The 21835-nt window shown below is 43.6% G+C and carries 26 protein-coding genes and 2 tRNA genes; 16 read left to right on the top strand and 12 right to left on the bottom strand.

Going from position 1 to position 21835, the window contains the following annotated elements; all coding sequences use genetic code 11:
- Positions 1–99 precede the first annotated feature (99 nt).
- The 9 genes from glmS to CDG60_RS01375 all read right to left on the bottom strand — a co-directional run bounded on the left by glmS (position 100) and on the right by CDG60_RS01375 (position 7411).
- Positions 100–1938 carry a glutamine--fructose-6-phosphate transaminase (isomerizing) gene (gene glmS, locus CDG60_RS01340; RefSeq protein ID WP_087512980.1) on the bottom strand — a complete coding sequence of 613 codons (1839 nt, stop codon included), beginning with the start codon at positions 1936–1938 and terminating at the stop codon, positions 100–102.
- A 12-nt stretch (positions 1939–1950) separates the two neighbouring features.
- Positions 1951–3315 carry a bifunctional UDP-N-acetylglucosamine diphosphorylase/glucosamine-1-phosphate N-acetyltransferase GlmU gene (glmU, locus tag CDG60_RS01345; protein WP_193853163.1) on the bottom strand — a complete coding sequence of 455 codons (1365 nt, stop codon included), beginning with the start codon at positions 3313–3315 and terminating at the stop codon, positions 1951–1953.
- A gap of 21 nt (positions 3316–3336) precedes the next feature.
- Entirely contained in the window at positions 3337–3813 is a 477-nt protein-coding gene (locus tag CDG60_RS18335) for a phosphatidylglycerophosphatase A family protein (RefSeq protein ID WP_193853179.1), read from the bottom strand.
- Between the two features lie 22 nt (positions 3814–3835).
- Positions 3836–4753 carry a thiamine-phosphate kinase gene (gene thiL / locus CDG60_RS01350; protein WP_087512981.1) on the bottom strand — a complete coding sequence of 306 codons (918 nt, stop codon included), beginning with the start codon at positions 4751–4753 and terminating at the stop codon, positions 3836–3838.
- A 15-nt stretch (positions 4754–4768) separates the two neighbouring features.
- The gene (nusB, locus tag CDG60_RS01355) at positions 4769–5218 is read right to left on the bottom strand and encodes a transcription antitermination factor NusB (protein WP_087512982.1); all 450 of its coding nucleotides are present in this window, start codon (positions 5216–5218) and stop codon (positions 4769–4771) included.
- A 3-nt stretch (positions 5219–5221) separates the two neighbouring features.
- Positions 5222–5692 carry a 6,7-dimethyl-8-ribityllumazine synthase gene (gene ribH / locus CDG60_RS01360; RefSeq protein ID WP_087512983.1) on the bottom strand — a complete coding sequence of 157 codons (471 nt, stop codon included), beginning with the start codon at positions 5690–5692 and terminating at the stop codon, positions 5222–5224.
- Positions 5693–5703: 11 nt separating this feature from the next.
- Entirely contained in the window at positions 5704–6825 is a 1122-nt protein-coding gene (gene ribBA, locus CDG60_RS01365; RefSeq protein ID WP_087512984.1) for a bifunctional 3,4-dihydroxy-2-butanone-4-phosphate synthase/GTP cyclohydrolase II, read from the bottom strand.
- A 390-nt stretch (positions 6826–7215) separates the two neighbouring features.
- Positions 7216–7291: transfer RNA gene (locus tag CDG60_RS01370), tRNA-Gly, on the bottom strand.
- A gap of 47 nt (positions 7292–7338) precedes the next feature.
- Positions 7339–7411: transfer RNA gene (locus CDG60_RS01375), tRNA-Gly, on the bottom strand.
- A gap of 224 nt (positions 7412–7635) precedes the next feature.
- On the opposite strand from CDG60_RS01375, the gene CDG60_RS01380 reads away from it, so the two are divergent.
- The 5 genes from CDG60_RS01380 to CDG60_RS01400 all read left to right on the top strand — a co-directional run bounded on the left by CDG60_RS01380 (position 7636) and on the right by CDG60_RS01400 (position 10494).
- On the top strand, positions 7636–7947 hold the full coding sequence (locus CDG60_RS01380; RefSeq protein ID WP_087512985.1) for a BolA family protein: 312 nt from the start codon (positions 7636–7638) through the stop codon (positions 7945–7947).
- Positions 7948–7961: 14 nt separating this feature from the next.
- Positions 7962–8357: a SirB2 family protein gene (locus tag CDG60_RS01385; protein ID WP_087512986.1), complete on the top strand. Its 396-nt coding sequence runs from the start codon at positions 7962–7964 to the stop codon at positions 8355–8357.
- Between the two features lie 85 nt (positions 8358–8442).
- On the top strand, positions 8443–9279 hold the full coding sequence (locus tag CDG60_RS01390; protein WP_087512987.1) for a ParA family protein: 837 nt from the start codon (positions 8443–8445) through the stop codon (positions 9277–9279).
- 15 nt (positions 9280–9294) lie between these two features.
- A complete protein-coding gene (locus CDG60_RS01395) occupies positions 9295–9687 on the top strand; it encodes a hypothetical protein (protein WP_087512988.1) in 393 nt (130 codons plus the stop codon).
- 216 nt (positions 9688–9903) lie between these two features.
- A complete protein-coding gene (locus CDG60_RS01400; RefSeq protein WP_087512989.1) occupies positions 9904–10494 on the top strand; it encodes a LysE family translocator in 591 nt (196 codons plus the stop codon).
- Positions 10495–10506: 12 nt separating this feature from the next.
- Here the strand turns inward: CDG60_RS01400 and CDG60_RS01405 are convergent, their stop codons facing one another.
- Complete coding sequence (locus CDG60_RS01405; RefSeq protein WP_087512990.1) at positions 10507–11142, bottom strand: DedA family protein; 636 nt, start codon at positions 11140–11142, stop codon at positions 10507–10509.
- Positions 11143–11336: 194 nt separating this feature from the next.
- On the opposite strand from CDG60_RS01405, the gene CDG60_RS01410 reads away from it, so the two are divergent.
- From CDG60_RS01410 to CDG60_RS01455, 10 genes are all read left to right on the top strand, one after another.
- Positions 11337–11756, top strand: a complete 420-nt coding sequence (locus CDG60_RS01410; RefSeq protein WP_087512991.1) for a DoxX family protein — start codon at positions 11337–11339, stop codon at positions 11754–11756.
- A 288-nt stretch (positions 11757–12044) separates the two neighbouring features.
- Positions 12045–13613 carry a glutamine-hydrolyzing GMP synthase gene (gene guaA, locus CDG60_RS01415; RefSeq protein ID WP_087512992.1) on the top strand — a complete coding sequence of 523 codons (1569 nt, stop codon included), beginning with the start codon at positions 12045–12047 and terminating at the stop codon, positions 13611–13613.
- A 311-nt stretch (positions 13614–13924) separates the two neighbouring features.
- Entirely contained in the window at positions 13925–14857 is a 933-nt protein-coding gene (locus CDG60_RS01420; protein WP_087512993.1) for a restriction endonuclease, read from the top strand.
- Positions 14858–15012: 155 nt separating this feature from the next.
- Positions 15013–15504 (top strand): PadR family transcriptional regulator, encoded by a 492-nt coding sequence (locus tag CDG60_RS01425; protein WP_087512994.1) that lies wholly within the window; start codon positions 15013–15015, stop codon positions 15502–15504.
- 46 nt (positions 15505–15550) lie between these two features.
- Complete coding sequence (locus tag CDG60_RS01430; protein WP_087512995.1) at positions 15551–15853, top strand: DUF3861 domain-containing protein; 303 nt, start codon at positions 15551–15553, stop codon at positions 15851–15853.
- A 32-nt stretch (positions 15854–15885) separates the two neighbouring features.
- On the top strand, positions 15886–16167 hold the full coding sequence (locus CDG60_RS01435; RefSeq protein WP_087512996.1) for a DUF2798 domain-containing protein: 282 nt from the start codon (positions 15886–15888) through the stop codon (positions 16165–16167).
- A 227-nt stretch (positions 16168–16394) separates the two neighbouring features.
- A complete protein-coding gene (locus CDG60_RS01440) occupies positions 16395–17342 on the top strand; it encodes a pirin family protein (protein WP_087512997.1) in 948 nt (315 codons plus the stop codon).
- 93 nt (positions 17343–17435) lie between these two features.
- A complete protein-coding gene (locus CDG60_RS01445; protein ID WP_087512998.1) occupies positions 17436–17834 on the top strand; it encodes an OsmC family protein in 399 nt (132 codons plus the stop codon).
- A gap of 99 nt (positions 17835–17933) precedes the next feature.
- Positions 17934–18593 (top strand): glutathione S-transferase family protein, encoded by a 660-nt coding sequence (locus tag CDG60_RS01450; protein WP_087512999.1) that lies wholly within the window; start codon positions 17934–17936, stop codon positions 18591–18593.
- A 24-nt stretch (positions 18594–18617) separates the two neighbouring features.
- Positions 18618–19232 carry an alpha/beta fold hydrolase gene (locus CDG60_RS01455; protein ID WP_087513000.1) on the top strand — a complete coding sequence of 205 codons (615 nt, stop codon included), beginning with the start codon at positions 18618–18620 and terminating at the stop codon, positions 19230–19232.
- On the opposite strand, the gene CDG60_RS01460 is transcribed toward CDG60_RS01455, so the two are convergent.
- Positions 19209–20072 (bottom strand): helix-turn-helix domain-containing protein, encoded by an 864-nt coding sequence (locus CDG60_RS01460; RefSeq protein WP_087513001.1) that lies wholly within the window; start codon positions 20070–20072, stop codon positions 19209–19211. The genes CDG60_RS01455 and CDG60_RS01460 overlap by 24 nt on opposite strands.
- Before the next feature lie 170 nt (positions 20073–20242).
- Here CDG60_RS01460 and CDG60_RS01465 point away from each other — a divergent pair, with 170 nt between their 5' ends.
- Positions 20243–21142 carry a DMT family transporter gene (locus CDG60_RS01465; RefSeq protein ID WP_087513002.1) on the top strand — a complete coding sequence of 300 codons (900 nt, stop codon included), beginning with the start codon at positions 20243–20245 and terminating at the stop codon, positions 21140–21142.
- A gap of 89 nt (positions 21143–21231) precedes the next feature.
- Here the strand turns inward: CDG60_RS01465 and CDG60_RS01470 are convergent, their stop codons facing one another.
- Positions 21232–21831 (bottom strand): SPOR domain-containing protein, encoded by a 600-nt coding sequence (locus CDG60_RS01470; protein ID WP_087513003.1) that lies wholly within the window; start codon positions 21829–21831, stop codon positions 21232–21234.
- Between the last annotated feature and the right edge of the window lie 4 nt (positions 21832–21835).

The following is a 21835-nucleotide window of genomic DNA, read 5'->3' on the forward strand; positions in this document are numbered from 1 at the left end:
TTGTTAAATTAATAACTTTAATGTCTCAGTTAACAACTATTTTGTGTAGTTAATAACTATTTTGTCTGACCATGGAAATTTCAGCCCTCTTGATCAGGATTATTCGACGGTGACTGATTTTGCCAGGTTCCGTGGCTGGTCTACATCCGTACCGCGTAAGACCGCGACATGATAGGACAACAGCTGTACCGGAATACTGTACACAATCGGTGCCAGAATCGGATTGATAGATGGAACATGCACAACATGCTGGCGGTCTTTGCCTTTAATACCGCTGTTTTCATCAGCAAATACAAAAAGTTCACCACCACGGGCCTGAACTTCTTCCATGTTGGATTTTAATTTATCCAGCATATCATCTTTCGGCGCCAGGATCACTACAGGCATATCGTTATCCACGAGTGCCAGTGGTCCATGCTTCAGTTCACCTGCAGCATAACCTTCAGCATGAATGTAGGAAATTTCTTTCAGCTTCAGTGCACCTTCCAGCGCAATTGGGAATTCTGTACCACGTCCCAGGAACAGACAGTGCTGTTTTTCTTTGAACAGTTCAGACAGACGCAGAATTTCTTTGTCATTCTGTAAAGTATCCAGAATCACTTTTGGTGTATGCCACAGATCTGTAGTGATGTCTGTAACCTGCTGTTCAGTGATGGACTGTTTGACCTGACCGATTTTCAGTACAAGCAGCATCAGTGCAGCCAGCTGAGTCGTAAATGCTTTGGTCGATGCAACACCAATTTCAGGACCCGCTAAAGTCAGCAGGCTGTGATTGGTTTCACGGACCATGGATGATGTAGCGACATTACAGATGGTCATGGTGGTGATGTTCAGCTCTTTAGCAGCAGCGCGTTTTTGCGTATCACGCAGAGCAGCTAAAGTATCTGCGGTTTCACCAGACTGTGAAATACACACATACAGGGTCTGACCAACAATCACAGGTGTGCGGTAGCGGAATTCACTCGCAATTTCGACCTGACATGGTAGATTGATCAGCTGTTCAAACCAGTATTTTGCAATCATTCCTGCATGGTAACTGGTACCACAGGCAATAATCTGCACCTGTTGAATATTGCTGAAGTCTGTTTCTGCATTTTTCAGGAAATCTGAGCGTAATGCATTGCCGTTCAGTGCCTGAGAAATTGTCTGCTGAATTGCTTCTGGCTGCTCATAAATTTCTTTGAGCATGTAGTGCTTATATTCGCCCTTAGATGCGTTGCTTATAGTCGCATCCAGTTCTTTTACAGGACGTTCAACACGTTTACCGTCAACAAAAATTTCAATACTGCTACGGGTCAGGCGTGCAATATCACCTTCTTCGAGGTAGATGAAACGGTTGGTCACCGGCAGCAGAGCCAGCTGGTCAGAGCTGATGAAATTTTCACCGATACCGACACCAATGACAAGCGGAGAGCCTTCACGGACAGTAATCAGCTCATTAGGGTGATCTGTGTGAACAATTCCAAGTGCATAAGCACCTTTCAGCTGAGGAACGACCTGGCGTACTGCTTCAAGCAGACTTGGTGTGGATTTCAGGGCATCATTGACCAGATGGGCAACGACTTCGGTATCAGTCTGTGAAGTGAATACATAACCCAGCGCTTCCAGGTCATCTTTCAGTTCCTGATAATTTTCAATAATACCGTTATGAACAACGGCAACATTACCAGAAATATGAGGATGGGCATTATTTTCAGTCGGTTTGCCGTGTGTCGCCCAGCGGGTATGGGCAATACCGAGTGCACCTGAAAGATCTGCTTCTGAAACAGCCTGCTCAAGGTTGGCAACTTTACCCACCTTACGTTCACGCAGTACCTGCCCCTGATTGATCAGTGCAAGTCCAGCAGAGTCATAGCCACGATATTCAAGGCGTTTCAGACCTTCAATCAGAATATTGGTAATACTGCGTTCAGCAACGCCGCCAACAATACCGCACATAGGTGAATCCTCTTATTTCTTAATCTTCTGGGGACGTTGATAGTTCTCTTTTTCGAACTGTTTTGAACGTTCGACAGCTAAACTGTGATCTGCAACATCGCGTGTAATTGTAGAGCCTGCACCCGTGGTTGCACCATTGCCAATTCTGACAGGTGCCACAAGTGAGTTGTTGGTGCCAATAAACACATTGTCGCCAATAATGGTTTTATGTTTATTTGCCCCATCATAGTTACAGGTGATGGTTCCTGCCCCAATATTTGAACCTGCACCAATTTCTGCATCGCCCAGATAGGCAAAGTGATTGGCTTTTGAACCTGTACCGATATGTGTGTTTTTAACTTCGACAAAATTACCGATATGAACCTCGTCAGCAAGTTTCGCACCCGGGCGAAGACGGGCAAATGGTCCGATCTGCACATCGCTGCCGATCACGGCATTTTCAAAGACACTGTATGGCTGAACTTTTGTTCCTGCTGCAATGTCTGTATTTTTAATGATACAGCCAGCACCAATTTCAACATTGTTGCCAAAGGTACATTCACCCTCAATAATCACATTGATATCAATACGGACATCTGAACCTGCATTCAGTTTGCCACGTAGATCAAAACGTGAAGGGTCAATTAAATGCACGCCCTGCTGCATTAATAGCTTTGCCTGATACTGCTGAAATTCGCGTTCCAGAGCGGCAAGCTGAATCCGGTCGTTTACACCTTCAACTTCAAAAGCGCGTTCTGGTTCTACAGAAGCCACTTCCAACCCGTCAGCAATCGCCATAGCGACAATATCAGTCAGGTAATATTCGCCCTGAGCATTGTCGTTGGACAGCTGCGGCAGCCATGAGTGCAGTTTTGCATTACTGACCGCATAGATTCCGGTATTGAATTCTTTGATTTTACGCTGTTCTTCAGACGCGTCTTTATGTTCGACAATAGCCTGGATTTTGCCGTTTTCACGTACAATACGACCATAGCCAGTTGCATCTGCGACCGTCAGGGTCACGAGACCAATACCTGTAGAGGTGGAGGCATCCAGCAGTTTTTTAAGCGTGTCCTGGGTAATACATGGAACATCTCCAGACAGAATCAGAGAAATGCCATCTGCAGGTAAGACCGGTAAAGTCACTTTAACAGCATGACCTGTACCCAGCTGTTCTGCCTGTTCAACCCATTGTACATTTTCTGTGGCAAAGGCTTGTTGTACCAGCTCACCGCCATGTCCAAAAATCGTAATAATATTATCTGCGTTCAGTTTTTTTGCAGTTTCGATCACATGACCAAGTAAAGGGCGACCCGCCAGTGGTTGTAATACTTTGGGTAAGCTGGAGCGCATTCGCGTTCCCTTACCAGCGGCAAGAATAATAACGTTAGTTGACATGTATTTTTCCAGGTACAACGTTTAAGCAATAGTAAAATATAAGTAAATGCAGATACACAGTGCAGCCCATATACCCGCGATGATGTCATCAAGCATGATGCCAAAACCGCCACCGACCTGCTGGTCAGCTACACGGATAGGCCAGGGTTTCCAGATATCAAACAGTCTGAACAGAATAAATCCTACCAGTACCCACATCCAGTTCATTATTCCCATGTAAATCAGGGGTAAAAATGTGATGGACTGTCCTGCAAATTCATCCCAGACAATTCGGCCATCATCATGAACGCCCATGACTTTAGCGGTTCGGTCACAAATGTAAATACCACTAAAGGACATCAGGATCATCAGCAGTACGCTGAGTTTAAATCCGGAAGCAAGCCATAAAGGAATAAACAGCAGGGCAAAAGCTGAACCAAAGGTACCCGGTGCTTTTGGAGCAAGACCAGAACCAAAACCGACACCACTGAATACGACACAGCGGTCGAACCAGTTCATACTGCGGAAGTTGATGGGTGGTTTATGCAAAGTGCTGATACCCTTGAAATTGAATGGAGTAATCTATGCCATTCTGCTGATAAGTTAATCCCAATTTACTGGTAATTTGTCCAATTATCGTAATATTGACATCTAATTGTTGTTGCAAAAGTTTTTCATAATTCTGCGGGTTGATTGTAAAGCATAACTCATAGTCATCGCCACCCGCCAACGCATATTGCCACTGCTTTTCGTGTTGTAATTTTTTTATTTCCGTGTGAACAGGTAACTGGGTCAGTTCCAGCACTGCACCACATGCGGATGCTTTTAAAATATGCCCCAGATCCTGAGCCAGACCATCAGAGACATCAATCATGCTGGAGGCAAGTCCCTGAAGCTGAAAGCCCAGTTGACAGCGAGGAGTTGGATAATCCAGCCGCTGCTGCAGTGGATGCCCCAGATGCTGTAATCCAAATGCCGCATCACCAAGTGTGCCACTGACACAGATCAGATCGCCAGGCTTTGCACCGGAACGCCGTACAGCACGACCTTGCTGAATCCAGCCGAGGGCAGTGACAGAAATGGTCAGATGAGGGCTTTGGGTAGTGTCTCCACCGATTAAGCTTACACCATATTGATTACAGCAGTCGTAAAGACCCTGGCTGAAACCTTTCAGCCATTCGTGATCAATATGGTCTAAGCTCAGTGCCAGTAAAATGCTGTGTGGTTTTGCACCCATTGCGGCAATATCAGATAAATTGACAGCAACAGATTTCCAGCCAATGGCGTGTGCGGAAGTATCGAGAGGGAAATGCCGACCGGCAACCAGTGTATCTGCACAGATCACCAGCTGTTGTCCTGCAGGTGGTGTGAGCAGGGCTGAGTCATCACCGACACCAAGATCAGCACCACTGTTGTGATGTTGTTTAAAGTAGGTGTCTATAATTGAAAACTCAGCCATCAGCAATCTTTCGGATCAGTTGGATTGCTGTTTTTCTGCTGCACGCAGTGATGTTGCAAGGCGGTCAAGTACACCATTGATGTATTTATGACTGTCTGCACCACCGAAGTGTTTCGCCAGTTCAATGGATTCATCCAGTACCACACGGTATGGAATTTCCAGATGTTCTTTCAGTTCGTAAGCACCCAGACGGAGCGTTGCAAGTTCAACGCCATCCAGTGCTGTAACTTCACGGTCAAGAACAGGAACAAGCAGAGCATCCAGTTCTTCAGTGCTGGCAACCACCTGGGTCAGCAGTTCATGATAATAGCCAAGATCCACTTTGTGCATGGCATTTTCAGCACGGGTACGGGCTTCAATTTCATGTACAGGATTGTGGCTCATTTGCCATTCATAAATGCCCTGTACGGCAAAACGGCGTGCTTTCCGTTTTGCTGCATAGGTTGCCTGGAGTGTTTGCGACATGCTTTAGATAGCCTTTAACAAGTTAACCATTTCAATAGCAGTAAGTGCAGCTTCGCTGCCTTTATTACCTGCTTTTGTACCTGAGCGTTCAATCGCCTGTTCAATACTGTCCGTAGTCAATACGCCATTAATTACCGGTAAGCCAGTGTCCAGCCCAACAACGCCCAGACCTTTGGCACATTCACCGGCAACAAAGTCGAAGTGCGGCGTACTGCCACGAATGACTGCACCTAATGCAATCACTGCGTCAAAACGACCCGCAGCTGCGAGTTTTTTAGCGACAACAGGAAGTTCCCATGCACCTGGTGCATGAACAACTTCAATATTATCTTCTGACACACCATGACGTTTCAGTGTATCAATTGCACCTTCAAGCAGGTGTTCAACAACAAAACTGTTGAAACGACCAACCAGGATCGCGTAACGGCCTTCGCTCGCGAGATGTAATAAACCTTCAATTCGGCGAATCGCCATAGCAACCTCGATTATTTTTCAGATGTTTGATGAGCGGTGACATATTCCACCACTTCCAGGTTAAATCCAGATAGAGCGTTGAAGCGTAAAGGTGAGCTGAGCAGCTTCATCTTTTCAACACCTAAATCACGTAAAATCTGTGCGCCAACACCAATGGTCTGATACTGCTGAGACAGTGCCGCACTCGATTTGGTTTTCTTCGGTGCAGTCAGACTGTCCAGTGCAGGACCCAGGTCCTGAAGATGACGCTGACCAATCCATACCAGCACACCACGGTCGCTTGCAGCAACAGTTTTCAGTGCACGGTCCAGATTCCAGGCCGGTTCACCTTCCTGTTTATTCAGTTTTAACAGGTCACGTGCAGGGCTGAAGCCATGAACGCGTACAGTGGTGATGCCTTCTTTCGGTTCGCCTTTCACGAGTGCCAGGTGAATGTCCGGGTTACCGACTTCGCGGTAACGGTACAGTTCAAATGCACCATATTCTGTGTCAATACTTTGCTGATCAATACGTTCCACAGTCTGTTCATTGGTCATGCGGTAATGAATCAGATCTGCAATGGTACCAATTTTCAGACCATGTTTTTCAGCAAAAACTTCCAAGTCTGGACGACGTGCCATTGTACCATCTTCATTGATGATTTCGCAGATCACTGAAGCAGGTTCAAGTCCAGCCAGGCGTGATAAATCACAACCGGCTTCGGTATGTCCTGCACGGTGCAGTACACCACCAGGCTGTGCCATCAATGGAAAAATATGTCCAGGCTGTACAATATCAGCCGGTTTAGCATGTGCCGCTACAGCGGTCTGAATGGTATGAGCACGTTCAGCAGGTGAAATGCCTGTAGAAATGCCGTTTGCTGCTTCAATGGAAAGCGTGAAATTTGTACCATGCTGTGCGCCGTTGGCGTCGACCATTAAAGGCAGGTTCAGTTGCTGGCAGCGTTCACGGCTTAAAGTCAGACAAACCAGTCCACGTGCATGAGTGATCATGAAATTGATGTCTTCAGGGCGGACATGCGTAGCAGCAATCACAAGATCGCCTTCATTTTCACGGTCTTCATCATCCATCAGGATGACCATTTTCCCTGCACGGATGTCTGCTACAAGTTCTTCAACTGTATTGAGCGGCATCAATTTTCACCTTTTTATCTGTCTCAAGCGACATATTAACTGCATTGACTGGCGCATAGTTTAACGTGTTTTTACGAAATTTTCCTATGCTTCTTGGTTTTCTCTATTGGTTCATTGTTATACACACCCCGTTAAAACTTGAAAAGGGGTGTAAATTTTAAAACAGAGAAAGCTGTCCAATAAACAGGCAGCTGATCACAGGATGATGATCTTATCATCAGAAAGATGATACAGAGGCGACTTTACTGCATGATTCAGGCAGGGCTCAAAGATAGATAAAGCGGTCAGGATTGATCTGAAAAAACATATTATCGACAATTTTTTCAAAAAGACCGTTCAGATCAACCATAAAAAAAGCCCCGATCTTTCGATCAGGGCTTTTTTAGAATCTGGAGCGGGAAAGGAGACTCGAACTCCCGACCCCAACCTTGGCAAGGTTATGCTCTACCAACTGAGCTATTCCCGCGGAGTCTGTTCAGTTTTTTAAATAAAAAACCAAATGAAAAAATTTTGAGCGGGAAAGGAGACTCGAACTCCCGACCCCAACCTTGGCAAGGTTATGCTCTACCAACTGAGCTATTCCCGCATGCGGTGTATAATACATTATGTAAAAACAGGGTCAATAACTTTATGAAAAAACTTGGATCAATTGAATAAAATAAAAACACTTATGCTGAAAAATGAGAGTTTTTGAGCTGTTTTTGGCATGGAGGTACTCTGTTGTTACGCTAATGATTTAATTTTAAACAGCAAAAAGACAGAGCAGAACAGGTATAATCAGTTCAGTTTTAACTTTCAGGAGACTTTGCCATGAGTCTGCAACAGCAACTGACAGAACGTCTGCAATCTTCATTTTCTCCGGTACATCTGGAAGTAGTGAATGAATCATCAGGTCACGGTGGATATTTCCCTGGAAAGGAATCACATTTTAAAGTGGTTGTGGTCAGTGATGCTTTCAATGGACTGCGTCTGGTACAGAGACACCAGAAAGTCTATGCAGCAGCTGAAGGTCTGCTTGGAGCAGGGCTGATACATGCACTGGCTATTCATGCATTTTTACCTGCCGAATGGCAGGGACAGGATACATCCAGCCCAGACTGCGCACATGCGCCAAAAGCGTAACAGGTAGCTGACAGATGGAAAATTATCAGTTGACGCTTCAGTCCATTCACCTGTTTGCTGTGGTTGTGGTCTGTATAGTTATTGCTGCACGGGCACTGACTTTATTTAAAGGCACGCAGGGGCATTTGCCTAATCCGGCAGGACGTAAGCTTTTTGTTGCACTTCAGCATGCATCCATGACCGTCCTTGTCCTGACAGGGATTGTGTTGCTTTATCTGAAAAATTTTGAAGTCCAGAGCTGGTTCTATGCCAAACTTATTCTGTTTGCAGTGTTATTGTCTTCTTTAAGTAAGGCATACCGTAAAACAGATACGGTTTTTCTGGCACAGCGCAGAGCAGGGCTGTTTCTTGCTGCTGTGGCTATGCTGGGAATTATTGGACTGGTGATGATTAAACCAAATTTTGGTTAATTGTCAGACATTTTTTTCGAGTATGGAGCAGTTCTGCGTTAAACTGCTTTTTCGCATATAAATATAATTGAAATAAGGGGTTCCAATGCTTACACGCGTGGTTTTCAACCAGAAAGGTGGAGTAGGTAAGTCGAGCATTACAGTTAATCTGGCTGCGATCAGCGCTTTTCAGGGGCTGAAAACCCTGGTGATTGATCTTGATCCACAGGCAAACTCAAGTCAGTACCTGCTGGGTGATGATGCCACTTACAATGTGGACAAGCCTGCACTGGAACCGAATATTCAGAATTATTTTGAAGAAGTGCTGGGCACAGGACAGAGCAAGGGGCTGCTGGGCAATGCGATTGGTTCGATTCTGAAAAACAGATCCCGTGGTCTTGAGGATTATGTGCATCAGTCACCTTTTAAAAACCTGGATGTAATTCCTGCCAGTCCGGATCTCGGATCACTTGCACATGCACTCGAGTCCAAACATAAGATTTATAAACTGCGGGATGCTTTACAACAGCTGGCAGGTAAATATGACCGTGTCTTTATTGATACTCCGCCAGCATTCAACTTTTTCACACTGTCCGCACTGATTGCTTCAGATCGGGTGCTGATTCCTTTTGACTGTGATGTGTTCTCTAAACGTGCACTGCAGACTCTGATTCAGAATGTACTGGAAACCCAGGATGATCATAATGACCGCCTTGAAATTGAAGGGATTGTGGTCAATCAGTTCCAGGGACAGGCAAAACTGCCGCGTGAGGTGGTACAGCAGTTAAAGGATGAAGGTCTACCGGTACTGAATCATATGTTGCCGCCGTCAGTACTGATGAAAGAATCTCATCATAAAAATCTACCGCTCATTCATCTTGCAACAGATCATAAATTGACGCAGGCCTATCAGTCATTGTTCAATGAGATAGAACAGAAATAAAGCTGGAATAAGAGTATGAAAACAATTTACCTCAGTCTGCTGGCTGGCAGCACACTATTGCTCGGTGCCTGCGCAACAACGGTTAAACCGACTTATGTGTCACCGACACAGTATCAGGCACTGAACTGTTCGCAGCTGCAAAGTGAATATAACCGTATTCAGCAGCATCTGGATAATGGGGTTCAGCCTCCTAAACGTACTGGAGTCGGTCTAGGTGTCGGGCTTGGTGGTGGTTGGGGCAGTCGTGGTGGCTGGGGGATCGGTCCAAGTATTTCGGTCAATATGGGACAGTCATCCAACACGAAAAACACTGAAAAAGCACGTTTGCTGGGTGAACAGGAAGCGGTGGTTCAGGCAGCAAAATTTAAAGGTTGCCCAATTATTGTCCGGATTAAGCAGGCTTCATGAGTCAGTTTTCAGTCATGACTGCGGTTTTTCAGCGGTTATGACTGAATGAAATTTTAGCAAAATGTTTCAAAAAAAATATTTAAATAATAAAGAATTATAAAAAATAAAGTCTCAATAATGGCGCAGCAGGTCATCTTTGGACTTTGAATTATTTGGCAGAATTTATCTTTTTCGTATAAGGTGTGTCACTCTTTTCCTTTGGTAAAACAGGTGTCTATGATTGAGAACTGGCTTTTTGTACTGGCTGTTTTCGCGGTTCTGATGATTCCAGGTCCGACCAATGCCTTACTTGCAAGTTCTGCACATCAACAGGGTATTGCCCGCACCAGTCTGTTTATTCCTGCTGAAATGATGGGTTATCTGTATTCCATCAGTCTGTGGGCACTGGTTATTCACCTGACAGCACCTATCTGGCCTCACTTTATTACACTTTTACATGTACTGAGTGCTGCTTACGTTATCTGGCTGGCTTTTCATTTATGGAAAGAATCACAGTTACAGCACCATAATCAGAAATATACTGCGATACGTCCAAAGCAGCTGTTTTTCGCAACCATGAAAAATCCGAAATCTTTGTTGTTTGCAGCAGGGATTTTTCCTCAGACCGCCTGGGACTCTCCAGCTGTTACGTTACTGGTACTGGGTGTTTTCTGTATGGTGCTGTTACCGACAGCAATTTTCTGGATGCTGTTTGGACAGGCGATACTTGCAGGAAAATACCAGCAAAAAAATGCCGACCTGCTGTATAAAGGGTCGGCACTGTTACTGATCATCTGTATGTTACCGGTGATGTTCCGTTTTTTCTGAGACCTGTTCTACTCAGGTCGATTTTTTAGAAAATTTCTGACGCAGAAAACCAATCACGCCTGGCAGCACACTTAAAATAATAATACCGAAAATTAAATGAGTGAAATTGTCTTTCACAATAGGCATATTACCAAACATATAACCCAGAATAATGAAAGAGCCGACCCAGCAGATTGCGCCTACCACATTATAAGTCAGAAAATATTTGTAGTTCATGCTGCCTGCGCCAGCGACAAAAGGGGCGAAGGTGCGGGCAAAGGGAATAAAACGGGCAAAAATAATGGTTTTTCCGCCGTGTTTTTCAAAGAACTGTGAGGTTTTGATTAAATGCTGCTTATTGATAAAGCGGGATTCAATTTCAAACACCCGTGGACCAATATATTTCCCGATATGGTAATTGAGCGTATCCCCAAGGACAGCAGCAATAAACAGCAGAATAATCAGTATGACGGGATCCATTGCACCAGTGGACGCTGCAAGTGCGCCTGCTGCAAAAAGCAGGCTGTCGCCAGGCAGAAATGGCATGACCACCAGACCTGTTTCGACAAAAATAATCAGGAACAGAATTGCATAAATCCAAATGCCATAATTACGAATAAATTCGAGCAGATGGTCATCAACATGTAAGATAAAATCAATCAGTTCCATGAGTCTTGAGTGCATAAAATAGTGCTCAGATGCTATCAGTCTGTGCTTTTAAAGTCAGTATTAAAACGTAATTAATTTATCGGCAGTCTGTTGCAAAAATGGAATGATGGGTATTAAAAAACCATATTTAACACCAATAAGAAACGACTTAATCTGTGCACATCTTCTGAACAATATTCAAAAAAGGTCCGAACATGTTAAATCCAAATGTTGTTGTTAAAAATCTGAGTGAACAACCTCAAATCAATGCTGTGATCAGCCTGGTTGCCCGTATCCTGATGGCATATATCTTTATTGTCGCGGGCTGGGGGAAAATTACTGCCTATACCGCGACAGCAGGTTATATGGAATCGATGGGTGTTCCCGCTGCATTGCTGCCAGTGACGATTCTAGTGGAACTGGGTGGTGGTCTGGCATTGCTGTTTGGTTTTCAGGCACGCTTTGCAGCACTGGGTCTGGCTGTATTCAGCTTAATCACCGCATTTTTATTTCATGGTGGCGCGGATGATGCAATCAACTTCATGAAAAACTTAGCCATGACCGGTGGTCTGTTCTTCCTGATGCTGCATGGTGCAGGTAAATTCAGTCTTGATCATATGATTGAAAATAACTGATCACCGATGAGTAAAGCCAGGCATCTGCCTGGCTTTTGCTGTTTTATGGAACAGCCGGATTAAAACAATGATTCATAATGAAAGAACAGAACATCTGAACCATGTATTTCAGACGCTGACTCTGGATGAATTGATCGCGGTGAAAATACAGCAATAAATTTTTTATTTTCAATCAGTTTATAAAATCACTTATAAAGTGAAACATCACCCGACTGAATAAAGTGCGTCCTGCCCAGAAAAATGTTAAAATGTCGCGCTTATATTCGTTTGCCTGCATAGTTGTATATCATGACGACCAATACCCAAATTACTGAAGATCGCATCCTGATTCTGGATTTCGGTTCTCAATATAGCCAGTTGATTGCACGTCGTGTACGTGAAGCTGGTGTTTATTCTGAAATGTATGCATTTGATATGTCTGAAGAAGACATTCGTGCATTTAACCCAAACGGGATCATCCTTTCCGGTGGTCCAGAAAGTGTGCATGAAGAAGGCAGTCCACGTGCGCCAGAAGTTGTGTTCAACTTGGGTGTACCTGTACTGGGTATCTGTTATGGTCTGCAAACCATGTCTGAACAGCTTGGCGGTAAGGTTGAGCCAGGTGATGTGCATGAGTTTGGTTATGCAGAAGTTAATATTCAAGTTCGTGATAAATTGATCGGTGATCTTGAAGATAACAAAGACCAACTAAAAGTGTGGATGAGCCACGGTGACAAAGTAACGCGCATTCCTGAAGGTTTCCAAGTTACTGCAAGCACGCCAAGTTGCCCATTTGCAATGGTATCTGACGAAGCACGTCGTTTCTATGGTATCCAGTTCCACCCAGAAGTAACGCACACTGCAAAAGGTGCTGAGATCTTATCTAACTTCGTTCATGGAATCTGTGGTTGCCGTAATTTATGGAATTCTGAAAATATCATTGATTTACGTGTTGAACAATTACGTGAGCAAATCGGCGATCAAAAAGTTCTTTTAGGTCTTTCAGGTGGTGTGGATTCATCTGTTGTTGCTGCGCTTTTACATAAAGCGATTGGCGATCAATTGACGTGTGTATTTGTAGACAATGGTTTACTTCGTTTGAACGAAGGCGAGCAAGTGATGGACATGTTTGCGAAAAACATGGGTATCCGTGTGATTCGTGCTGATGCTGAAGAGCGTTTCTTGACTGCGCTTGCGGGTGAAGTTGATCCTGAGAAAAAACGTAAAATTATTGGTCGTGAGTTCATCGAAGTTTTTGCTGAAGAAGCACGTAAGCTTGATGGTGTAAACTTCCTTGCGCAGGGTACGATTTATCCTGACGTGATCGAATCTGCTGCGACAAAAAATGGTAAAGCGCATGTGATCAAATCACATCATAACGTAGGTGGTTTACCGGAAGATTTAGCATTTGAACTGGTTGAGCCAATCCGTGATTTGTTCAAAGATGAAGTACGTCGTTTAGGTACAACTTTAGGTTTACCATTTGAAATGCTTTACCGTCATCCGTTCCCTGGTCCTGGTCTTGGTGTTCGTATTCTTGGTGAAGTGAAAAAAGAATATGCTGATATTCTTCGTCTTGCAGATGACATCTTTATGCAGGAGCTTCGTGCAAGCGGCTGGTATGACAAAACTGCTCAAGCCTTTGCTGTATTCCAGCCTGTTAAGTCAGTAGGTGTAGTGGGTGATGGTCGTCGTTATGCATGGGTGATTGCACTTCGTGCGGTTGAAACGGTTGACTTTATGACAGCTCGTTTTGCACATCTTCCTTATGATCTTGTTGATAAAATCTCAACACGTATCATGAATGAAATTGCTGATGTATCCCGTGTTGTTTATGACGTTTCGTCTAAACCACCTGCTACGATTGAATGGGAGTAAAACTGGGCTTTCATGAAGCATCGCTTCATGCTAGTTTTACGGCAAAGGCTATGCTCGCGGCAGTACGGGCTTTCAAAATGCAACGCATTTTGCTGATTTTACGCCAAGGGCTGTGCCCGCGGCAGCTGAAATTTATAAAAGCAAATAGCTTTTAGCTAGTTTTACGCCATGCGCAAAATTCAAAGCACTGCTTTTGAATTTTGTGCAAGATGCTCGCGGCAGCTAAGAGAATTATTTATAAAAAAGAGCGCTTAGGCGCTCTTTTTTTGTTTATACTCAATAAAAATATTATTTAAAAAAGAGCGGGTTAAATGTCTTTGCCTACATATGATCAGTTGATGCTTCCATTAATGAAGTTATTATCAGAGTTAGATAGGCCGATAAAAATCTCTGAGGCAGCAAATATCTTAGCAGAGAGATCAGAGTTACCAGAGGCTGAACTAAATAAGACTCTAGCAAGTGGAAAGAATATATTTAAGGATAGAGTATCCTGGGCTAAAACATATCTTGTAAAAGCAGGTTTGATTTATCAACCTAAAAGAGCATATTGTGAAATTAGCGATTTAGGTAAAACAATTGATTTGTTAAAATTGAATATCATTACTAATGAATTTTTATCTCAATTTGATGGATTTAATGACTTTAAGTTTGGAAAAAAACAAGAAGATAGTATCAGTGCTCAAAATTTGGAAAATATTGATAATTTGGAACATTATCGATCAATACAAACACCGGAAGAAAGTATTGAAATAGCTTCCAAAGAACTTAATCAATCGATTAAAGATGAATTATTAGAAAAAATTAAATCAAATACCCCCATTTTTTTTGAACAACTCGTTGTCGATCTTTTAGTAGCTATGGGTTACGGCGGTTCACACCAAGATGCTGCTCAAGCCATTGGTAAAACCAACGATGGTGGAATAGACGGTATCATTAGTGAAGATCGTTTGGGTTTGGATAAAATATATATTCAGGCGAAGCGTTGGGAAAATACAGTTGGGCGTCCCGATATTCAACAATTCAAAGGCGCTTTAGCTGATCAGGTTGCAAAGAAGGGTGTATTTATTACAACTTCCAGTTTTAGTAAAGAGGCTATTGAATCAGCTAAAAAATCAGGAATTGTTTTAATTGATGGTGATAAATTAACATCTTTAATGATTGAATTTGGTTTAGGTGTACAAATTGAAAGAAGCTTCCATATTTATAAAATAGACCAGGATCGCTTTGACGAAGATAATTTTTAAGAGCGTCTAAACGCTCTTTTTTTATATCTTAACTTTTAAGAATGAAAATAATATTCAATATAAAACAAAATTTTGAGTTTCGATTGGAAAGGAAAACTTTACAAAAGATATATTAAGATATATCTTAATGGTCATTCTGTAACTTGAAGAAATGCATGATTGAAAAACAACAGCATGGTGAACGCCGTGGACGCTTGTTCGAAGCAGGGCGTATGAAACTGCTGGTTTTGCACCTGATCGCACAGTCCCCTAAACATGGCTATGAAATCATTAAAGAAATCAGTGAACTGGTTGGTGATGGATACAGTCCAAGTGCAGGAACAATTTATCCAACACTGAACTGGCTGGAAGATATGCAGTTTGTCACGGTACAGCAGACAGATGCGGAGCGTAAACAGTACAGCATCACTCTGGCAGGAGAAACGCATCTGCAACAGCAGCAAAAAGTACTTCAGACTTTGCTGGAAAAACTGCAGATGCGCCGTGATATTCATGAAAAAGATGAGCTGCTCGATATCTATCGAGCTATGGAAAACTTAAAAACAGCCTTGCGTTTAAAACTGAAATCCAGTCAGGTCAATCCTGAACAGATCCAGCAGATTGCTGAAAAAATTGATCAGGCAGCGGTTGAGATTGGCAGGCTTTGAATCTTAAAGCTTTGTTAAAGAACATTGATTTATAAGAGTAAAAATCATGAAACAACATCAGTACCATGTGACCGTACAACACCTTGCAGATGCTCAGGGTAATCCATCCACCTATACCGAAAAACTTGAATTTAACACCGGCAACCATGACGATATTTTTGTTGTGCTGCAAAAACTACAGCAGGCAGAACTGTTTGATGAGCGAACCACGCAATCCTTTGCAGTTGGATTGAAACTGTTCAGTGAAGTCATGCTGGAAAATAAAAATCACGAACTGTTTCAGGACTTTCTTCCACAGTTTGGTCAGTTTATGAAACACCTGAAACAGCAGGTCAAAAAAGAAAGCTGAACGATTTACCCTGATGATTAAAAGAGTATTTTATGCAACCTGAGCGTGCAATGATTTTTGGTTCTGTGCCAAAGTTACCCATGAAATATATGGCCTGGTTAATGCCACTGGTACTGTCATGTCTGATGAGTGGAACCATTTCATTTGCCAATATGCTGATGAATCTGGGCTGGATTGATGGCTTTTTAAGCCGGTGGTTTTCGACCTGGATGATTTCCTGGTTAATGGCATATCCTGTTGTTCTGATTTTCCTGCCACTGGTTCGCAGATTGATGAGCCTGATTATTGATACTGCACCTCCCACAGCAAAATAATTTGCCTGCGACTGCATGATCGTTATGATCAGAAGTGATTTGCGATCATGTATGTTGCCGCTGAAAAGAACATATACAACAAAAACAAAACTCTGATTGTCCCATAGTTGAAATTCAGTGTATTAAATCAGGTATAGGTCAATGAAAATTGAATCATTACACTGAATTTAAAACAGGTGATCATGCCAGCCTGAAACGCCAGCTTAGACATTTCACAGGATAACAATATGACCAATACAGATTTTACCGAAATTTCCAGCTCTGATGACTGCACGAAATACGCGAATCAGTTTATTCAGGACTTTACCATCCGTTCGGCAGAAATAGGCAAAGGGACTGTGATCAAACGTGCTTTGCCCAGCCGTCAGAAGCGTATGATTGGCGCATGGTGTTTTCTGGATCATGCAGGACCGGTGAGTTTTCCGGCAGGGGATGGGCTTGATGTTGGACCACATCCACATATCGGTTTGCAGACTTTCACCTGGATGATTGAAGGGACGATGATGCATACGGACAGTATTGGCTCAAAACAGCTGATCCGTCCTAAACAGGTCAATTTAATGACAGCGGGTCATGGTATTTCTCATACTGAGGTTGCACCTGACAGCGAAACAAAAATGCATGCTGCACAGTTATGGATTGCATTGCCTGATGACAAAATCAATATGGCACCTCAGTTCGATCATTATCCAGAACTGCCAGTGGTTGAGCAGGACAATATAGAATTTACAGTGCTGGTGGGGGAGTATTTGAAAACCCGTTCACCGGTCAAAGTACACAGTGAACTGCTGGGTGTGGACATGACTGCCGCTCAGGAAACCACTGCCCGTATTCCACTGAACCCATTATATGAATATGGTTTTATGGCACTGGAAGGCACTGCTGTGATTAATGGGCATGAACTCGATGCAGATAATCTGGTTGTGCTTGAACCAGGTCTGAAAGAAATAGAAATTCAGATTCATGCTGGCAGTCGGGTGCTGATGCTGGGTGGTGAACCTTTCGAATCTCCAGTATTGCTGTGGTGGAATTTTGTTGGACGGACTCAGGACGAACTTCGCATTGCCCGTGAGCAATGGATTAAGGGAGATGCCCGGTTTGGTCGGATTCCGGACTATCAGGGTGATCGTCTTGAAGCACCGGCATTCCCAGACAAAATGCGTCCTTCAAAATAACGGTATTGCAGTATGAGGTCAGCAACGGTGAGTCTGCTGACCTCATAAGAGAAAATAACAGAAAAACAGCGGGTTAAAAATAAGGAAAATATCATGGCGATGATTGCAAATGCGAAGGTTCAGACCCTTCCTGAACCGTGGTCAGGTGAAATTCACAGTGGGAAACATCAGCTGATGACGGATAAACCTGAATCTTTTGGTGGTCAGGACAAAGGGCTTGCACCCTATGATTTACTCTGTTCAGCACTGATTTCCTGTACCATGATTACTTTGCGGATGTATGCTCAGCATAAGGGCATTGAACTGGGTGAATTTACAGTGGAGGCGGACTTCAGTGCAAATAAAGAAGGGCAGGAATGGATAGACCGTCGTGTCTCATTTCTTCATCCTTTAAGTGATGAGCTGAATCAGAAAGTCCTGGATATCTGCCAGAAAACGCCGGTGACGAAGACTCTGTTGCGCAGCGTGGAAATTAACACCACGGTTGTTTAAAATATGCTGATGCAATAAAAAAGACATTTTGTTCTCAACAAAGTGTCTTTTTTATCTGAATTCGGTATAGTCAGATGATAAAAAAACAAGGCAGAAACAATGATTACACTGCACCATCTGGAACAGTCCCGTTCCCTGCGTATTATCTGGGCACTTGAAGAACTTGGCGTTGAATATCAGATTAAACATTATCAGCGTCTGCCGACTTTTGCTGCACCACCTGAGTTAAAACAGGTGCATCCCCTGGGTAAATCTCCAGTACTGACAGATGATGACCTGACTATTGCCGAGTCTGCGGTCATTCTTGAATACCTGCAAAGTACTTATGATAAAGATCATCAATTTAAGCCACAGAACCCTGCAGATGCCATGCAGTACAGTTACTGGATGCACTATGCAGAAGGTTCACTTATGCCCTATCTGGTTATGACACTGGTGATGAGCAATGTGCCAAAGCATGTTCCATTTATTATTCGACCTGTGGCGAAAAAAATAACAGAGGGTGTACGGGGTGGTTTTATCAATCCACGATTAAAAGAACATATAGTGTTCCTGGAAGATTATTTTTCCAGACATACATTTGCGGCTGGAGATCAGTTTTCCTTTGCAGATATTCAGATGAGTTTTCCTGTGATTGCTATGCAGGAACGCTTTCAGGGAAAATATACACATTTGAAAGCGTACTCAGACCGTATCAGACAGTTTCCTGGTTTTCAGAAAGCACAAAAGCTCAGTGGTTATAGCTTTGATATCAGCTGACACCTGTGGAACATAACACAGCCTATGAATTTCATCTTTTTACCCGGAGCATCGGGAAATACAGCTTTCTGGCAACCTGTGATGGAGCGTCTGTCGGTTGATGCTGGGAAAACGGTCATTGCCTACCCTGAGTTTGGTGGACATGCTGCACATGTCGATGTTCAGAACTTTGCAGATCTGGAGCGTTATGTTTTAAATCAGATTCAGTCACCTTCAGTGATTATTGCGCAGTCCATGGGTGGTATCTTTGCTGTGCAGGCGGCGTTGCAGAAGCCTGAGCTGGTTAAGGGACTGGTACTGGTTGCCACTTCAGGAGGGATAGATTTAAGTTCATTTGAGGTTGCCGACTGGCGTCAGGATTATCAGCAGACGTTTTCGGTACCTGACTGGTTTGTCAGTCATCAGTCACAGCAGGATGAGCTGCTGTATACAATAGACTGTCCGGTATTGCTCATCTGGGGTGATGCCGATCCGATCAGCCCTGTTGCTGTGGGTGAGTATTTAAATACAAAAATCAGCAGTTCTGAATTGCAGATCATTAAAAATGGTCAGCATGATCTGGCTTTTGTATATGCAGATAAGGTCGCAGATCTGATGCAGAATTTTCTGGATAAATTAAAACCCTTTTCTGAGCTGTGATGGGCTGTAACCATAATGCTGTTTAAAACGCACACTGAAATGGCTGGCTGAACTGAAACCACAGAACAGTGCAATATCAGTCAGTTCATCCCGACTGTTTAAAATCAGCCGATGAGCTTTGTCTAACCGCCGTTGTAATACATACTGATGCGGTGGTAAGCCCATAGACTGTTTAAACATATGGGCAAAATGGTATTCACTTAAATCTGCCTGTTGAGCAAGGCTGGCAATGGTAATCGCTGTCTGTAAATGCTGATCAATCCATTCCAGTACACGTTTTAATATAAAAGGTGCCAGTCCACCTGTGACACGCGGTAATTTCCATTGCACATTGCTGTAATTCTGCAGTAAATGATTGAGCAATAAGGTAGATGCACTGCTTAACTGCAATTGGTTGGCTGGGTCCTGCCAGTCACAGTTCAGTAGAAACTGTCGATAGCCTGTACTGATTAAAGCATCCTGTCCAAAATCCTGCTCATACAGTTCAATATGGGCAGGTTCTTTGTCCCATATTTTCTGTGCAATATCGCGTAAATGTTGATCGGTGTAGTACAGATGTGCAAAGGTCAGATTGCCCCGAATATCCCAGGTGGAATCCTGTCCTTCTGGCATCAGGCAAAAACGGTCAGGACCTCCGCCATTCTTCCACCCCGAATGTGTTTTACGGTAACTTTCGTAACCATCCTGAATATAAAGACTTAAAGTATGATGATCACTGCACACCCGCACCCGATCATGATGATTATTCCACACTGCCATCTGCATACCTGATCCAATCTGGATGGTATCCATCAGTTGTGTTTTATGCTGTTGCAACTGTGAAATGGTCTGGTACGGCATGGATGTGTATAGAAAGTGAGCCATAAAAATTCAGTTTAGCGATATTGATCAGATTAGACAAAAAATAGCTGTAGAAAATCGCAAGAATATATAAGTCAGCACAGAAATGAAAAATCATCATTCAGCCGGACAGGGCAAACTTAGGACAGATGTTCAAATGAGATGAAGTGATGAATACAGGACTGTATTTACTGGTGGTGCTGATCTGGGGAACCACATGGATTGCCATTACGGCCCAGCATGGTCAGTTCAGTCCCGTGGTCGGAGTGTTCTGGCGTTTTGCCATTGCGGCAGTTTTGCTCATGTCCTTTTTATGTCTTACAGGGAGGTTAAGACGTCTGTCCAGCACCGATCATCTGTACTGTTTTTTACAGGGGCTGTGCGTTTTTGGCTTTAATTTTATCTGTTTCTACAGCGCCGTGGCTTATATCAACAGCGGCCTGGAGTCGGTGATTTTTTCCATGGCCGTGCTGTTTAATGCCATCAATAACCGAATTTTCTTTAAACAGAAAGTGTCTATTTATTTTGTTCCTGCTGCTGTGTGTGGGCTGGTCGGCATCGTGGCTATTTTCTGGCATGACCTTATCACGACCCGGTTACAATGGCATACATTGCTTGGTATTGCGCTGTGTATGCTGGGTACTTATGGATTTTCACTGGGCAATATGATCAGTATCCGTCATCAGAAACAACAGCTGGATGTGGCGAGTACCAATGCTTACGGCATGCTGTACGGTGCAGGTTTCATGGGGATTATTGCGGCGTTGATGGGGCAGGAATTTTTGCCTGAAGTTTCGGTACAGGCACTGGTGGCACTAGGTTATTTGGCTGTGTTTGGTTCAATTATTGGCTTCGCTGCTTATTTTGTGCTTATTGGTCGGATAGGTGCGGGTAAGGCAGCATACAGTACCTTGCTGTTTCCACTGGTTGCTTTAAGTATTTCGACGGTCTGGGAAAATTATCAGTGGCATGCTGGTGCAGTTGTGGGTGTTGCCTGTATTTTACTGGGGAATTATATTCTTTTTAAACAGCCGAAATGGGTCGTTGCTTTAGCAGGAAGAAGGTCTTGAATTAAAAGAGCATTGATGAAAGCGCAATAAAAAAGCAATCCATTCGGATTGCTTTTTCAGTTCTGAAAATCTGTTCTGATCATTAAAAATCAGCGTTTGACCACAATCGAATCGATTCCACTGTGTTGCAGGGTTTGCTGTGCAAGTACGGCTGCTTCCTGGGATTCGTATGGTCCTGAAATCACACGGTACCAGGTCTGTCCGCCTTCTGTTGTTTTCATCACATCAGCTGACAGACCATTTAAGATAATTTCCGCACGACGGGCATCTGCACTGTCTGGATCAGGATAACTGCGAACCTGAAGAATATAACTGGTCTGGTGTGCAGGTGCAGCTGTGTCATCACCCTCAGCGGTTATTTCTTCAGTGGTATTGTCCGGAGCTTCGACAATCACGACAGCACCTCTGTCTTTCGTTTCAGGAATCGCCTGGTCAGGAATCGGTGTCACCTGTTGCTGTGGCAACAGGTCATAGAAGCGATAATCCTTGTTGGTTTCTTCCTGATAATGAGTCGATGTGACTTCATTGGTCTTCGGCTTTACAGGTTCCCAGGGCTTCCAGAGCATCAGTGCAACTGCAAAACACATCACGATCAGAATGACGACAAGTGTACCTAACCATGCAGGAATCAATGGCTTTTTAGGTTTGTTTGGTCGTTCTGATACACCACGTTGCGTTTTTCCAAACACTGGG

It is taken from the genome of Acinetobacter chinensis (genome assembly GCF_002165375.2).
Taxonomy (GTDB): domain Bacteria; phylum Pseudomonadota; class Gammaproteobacteria; order Pseudomonadales; family Moraxellaceae; genus Acinetobacter; species Acinetobacter chinensis.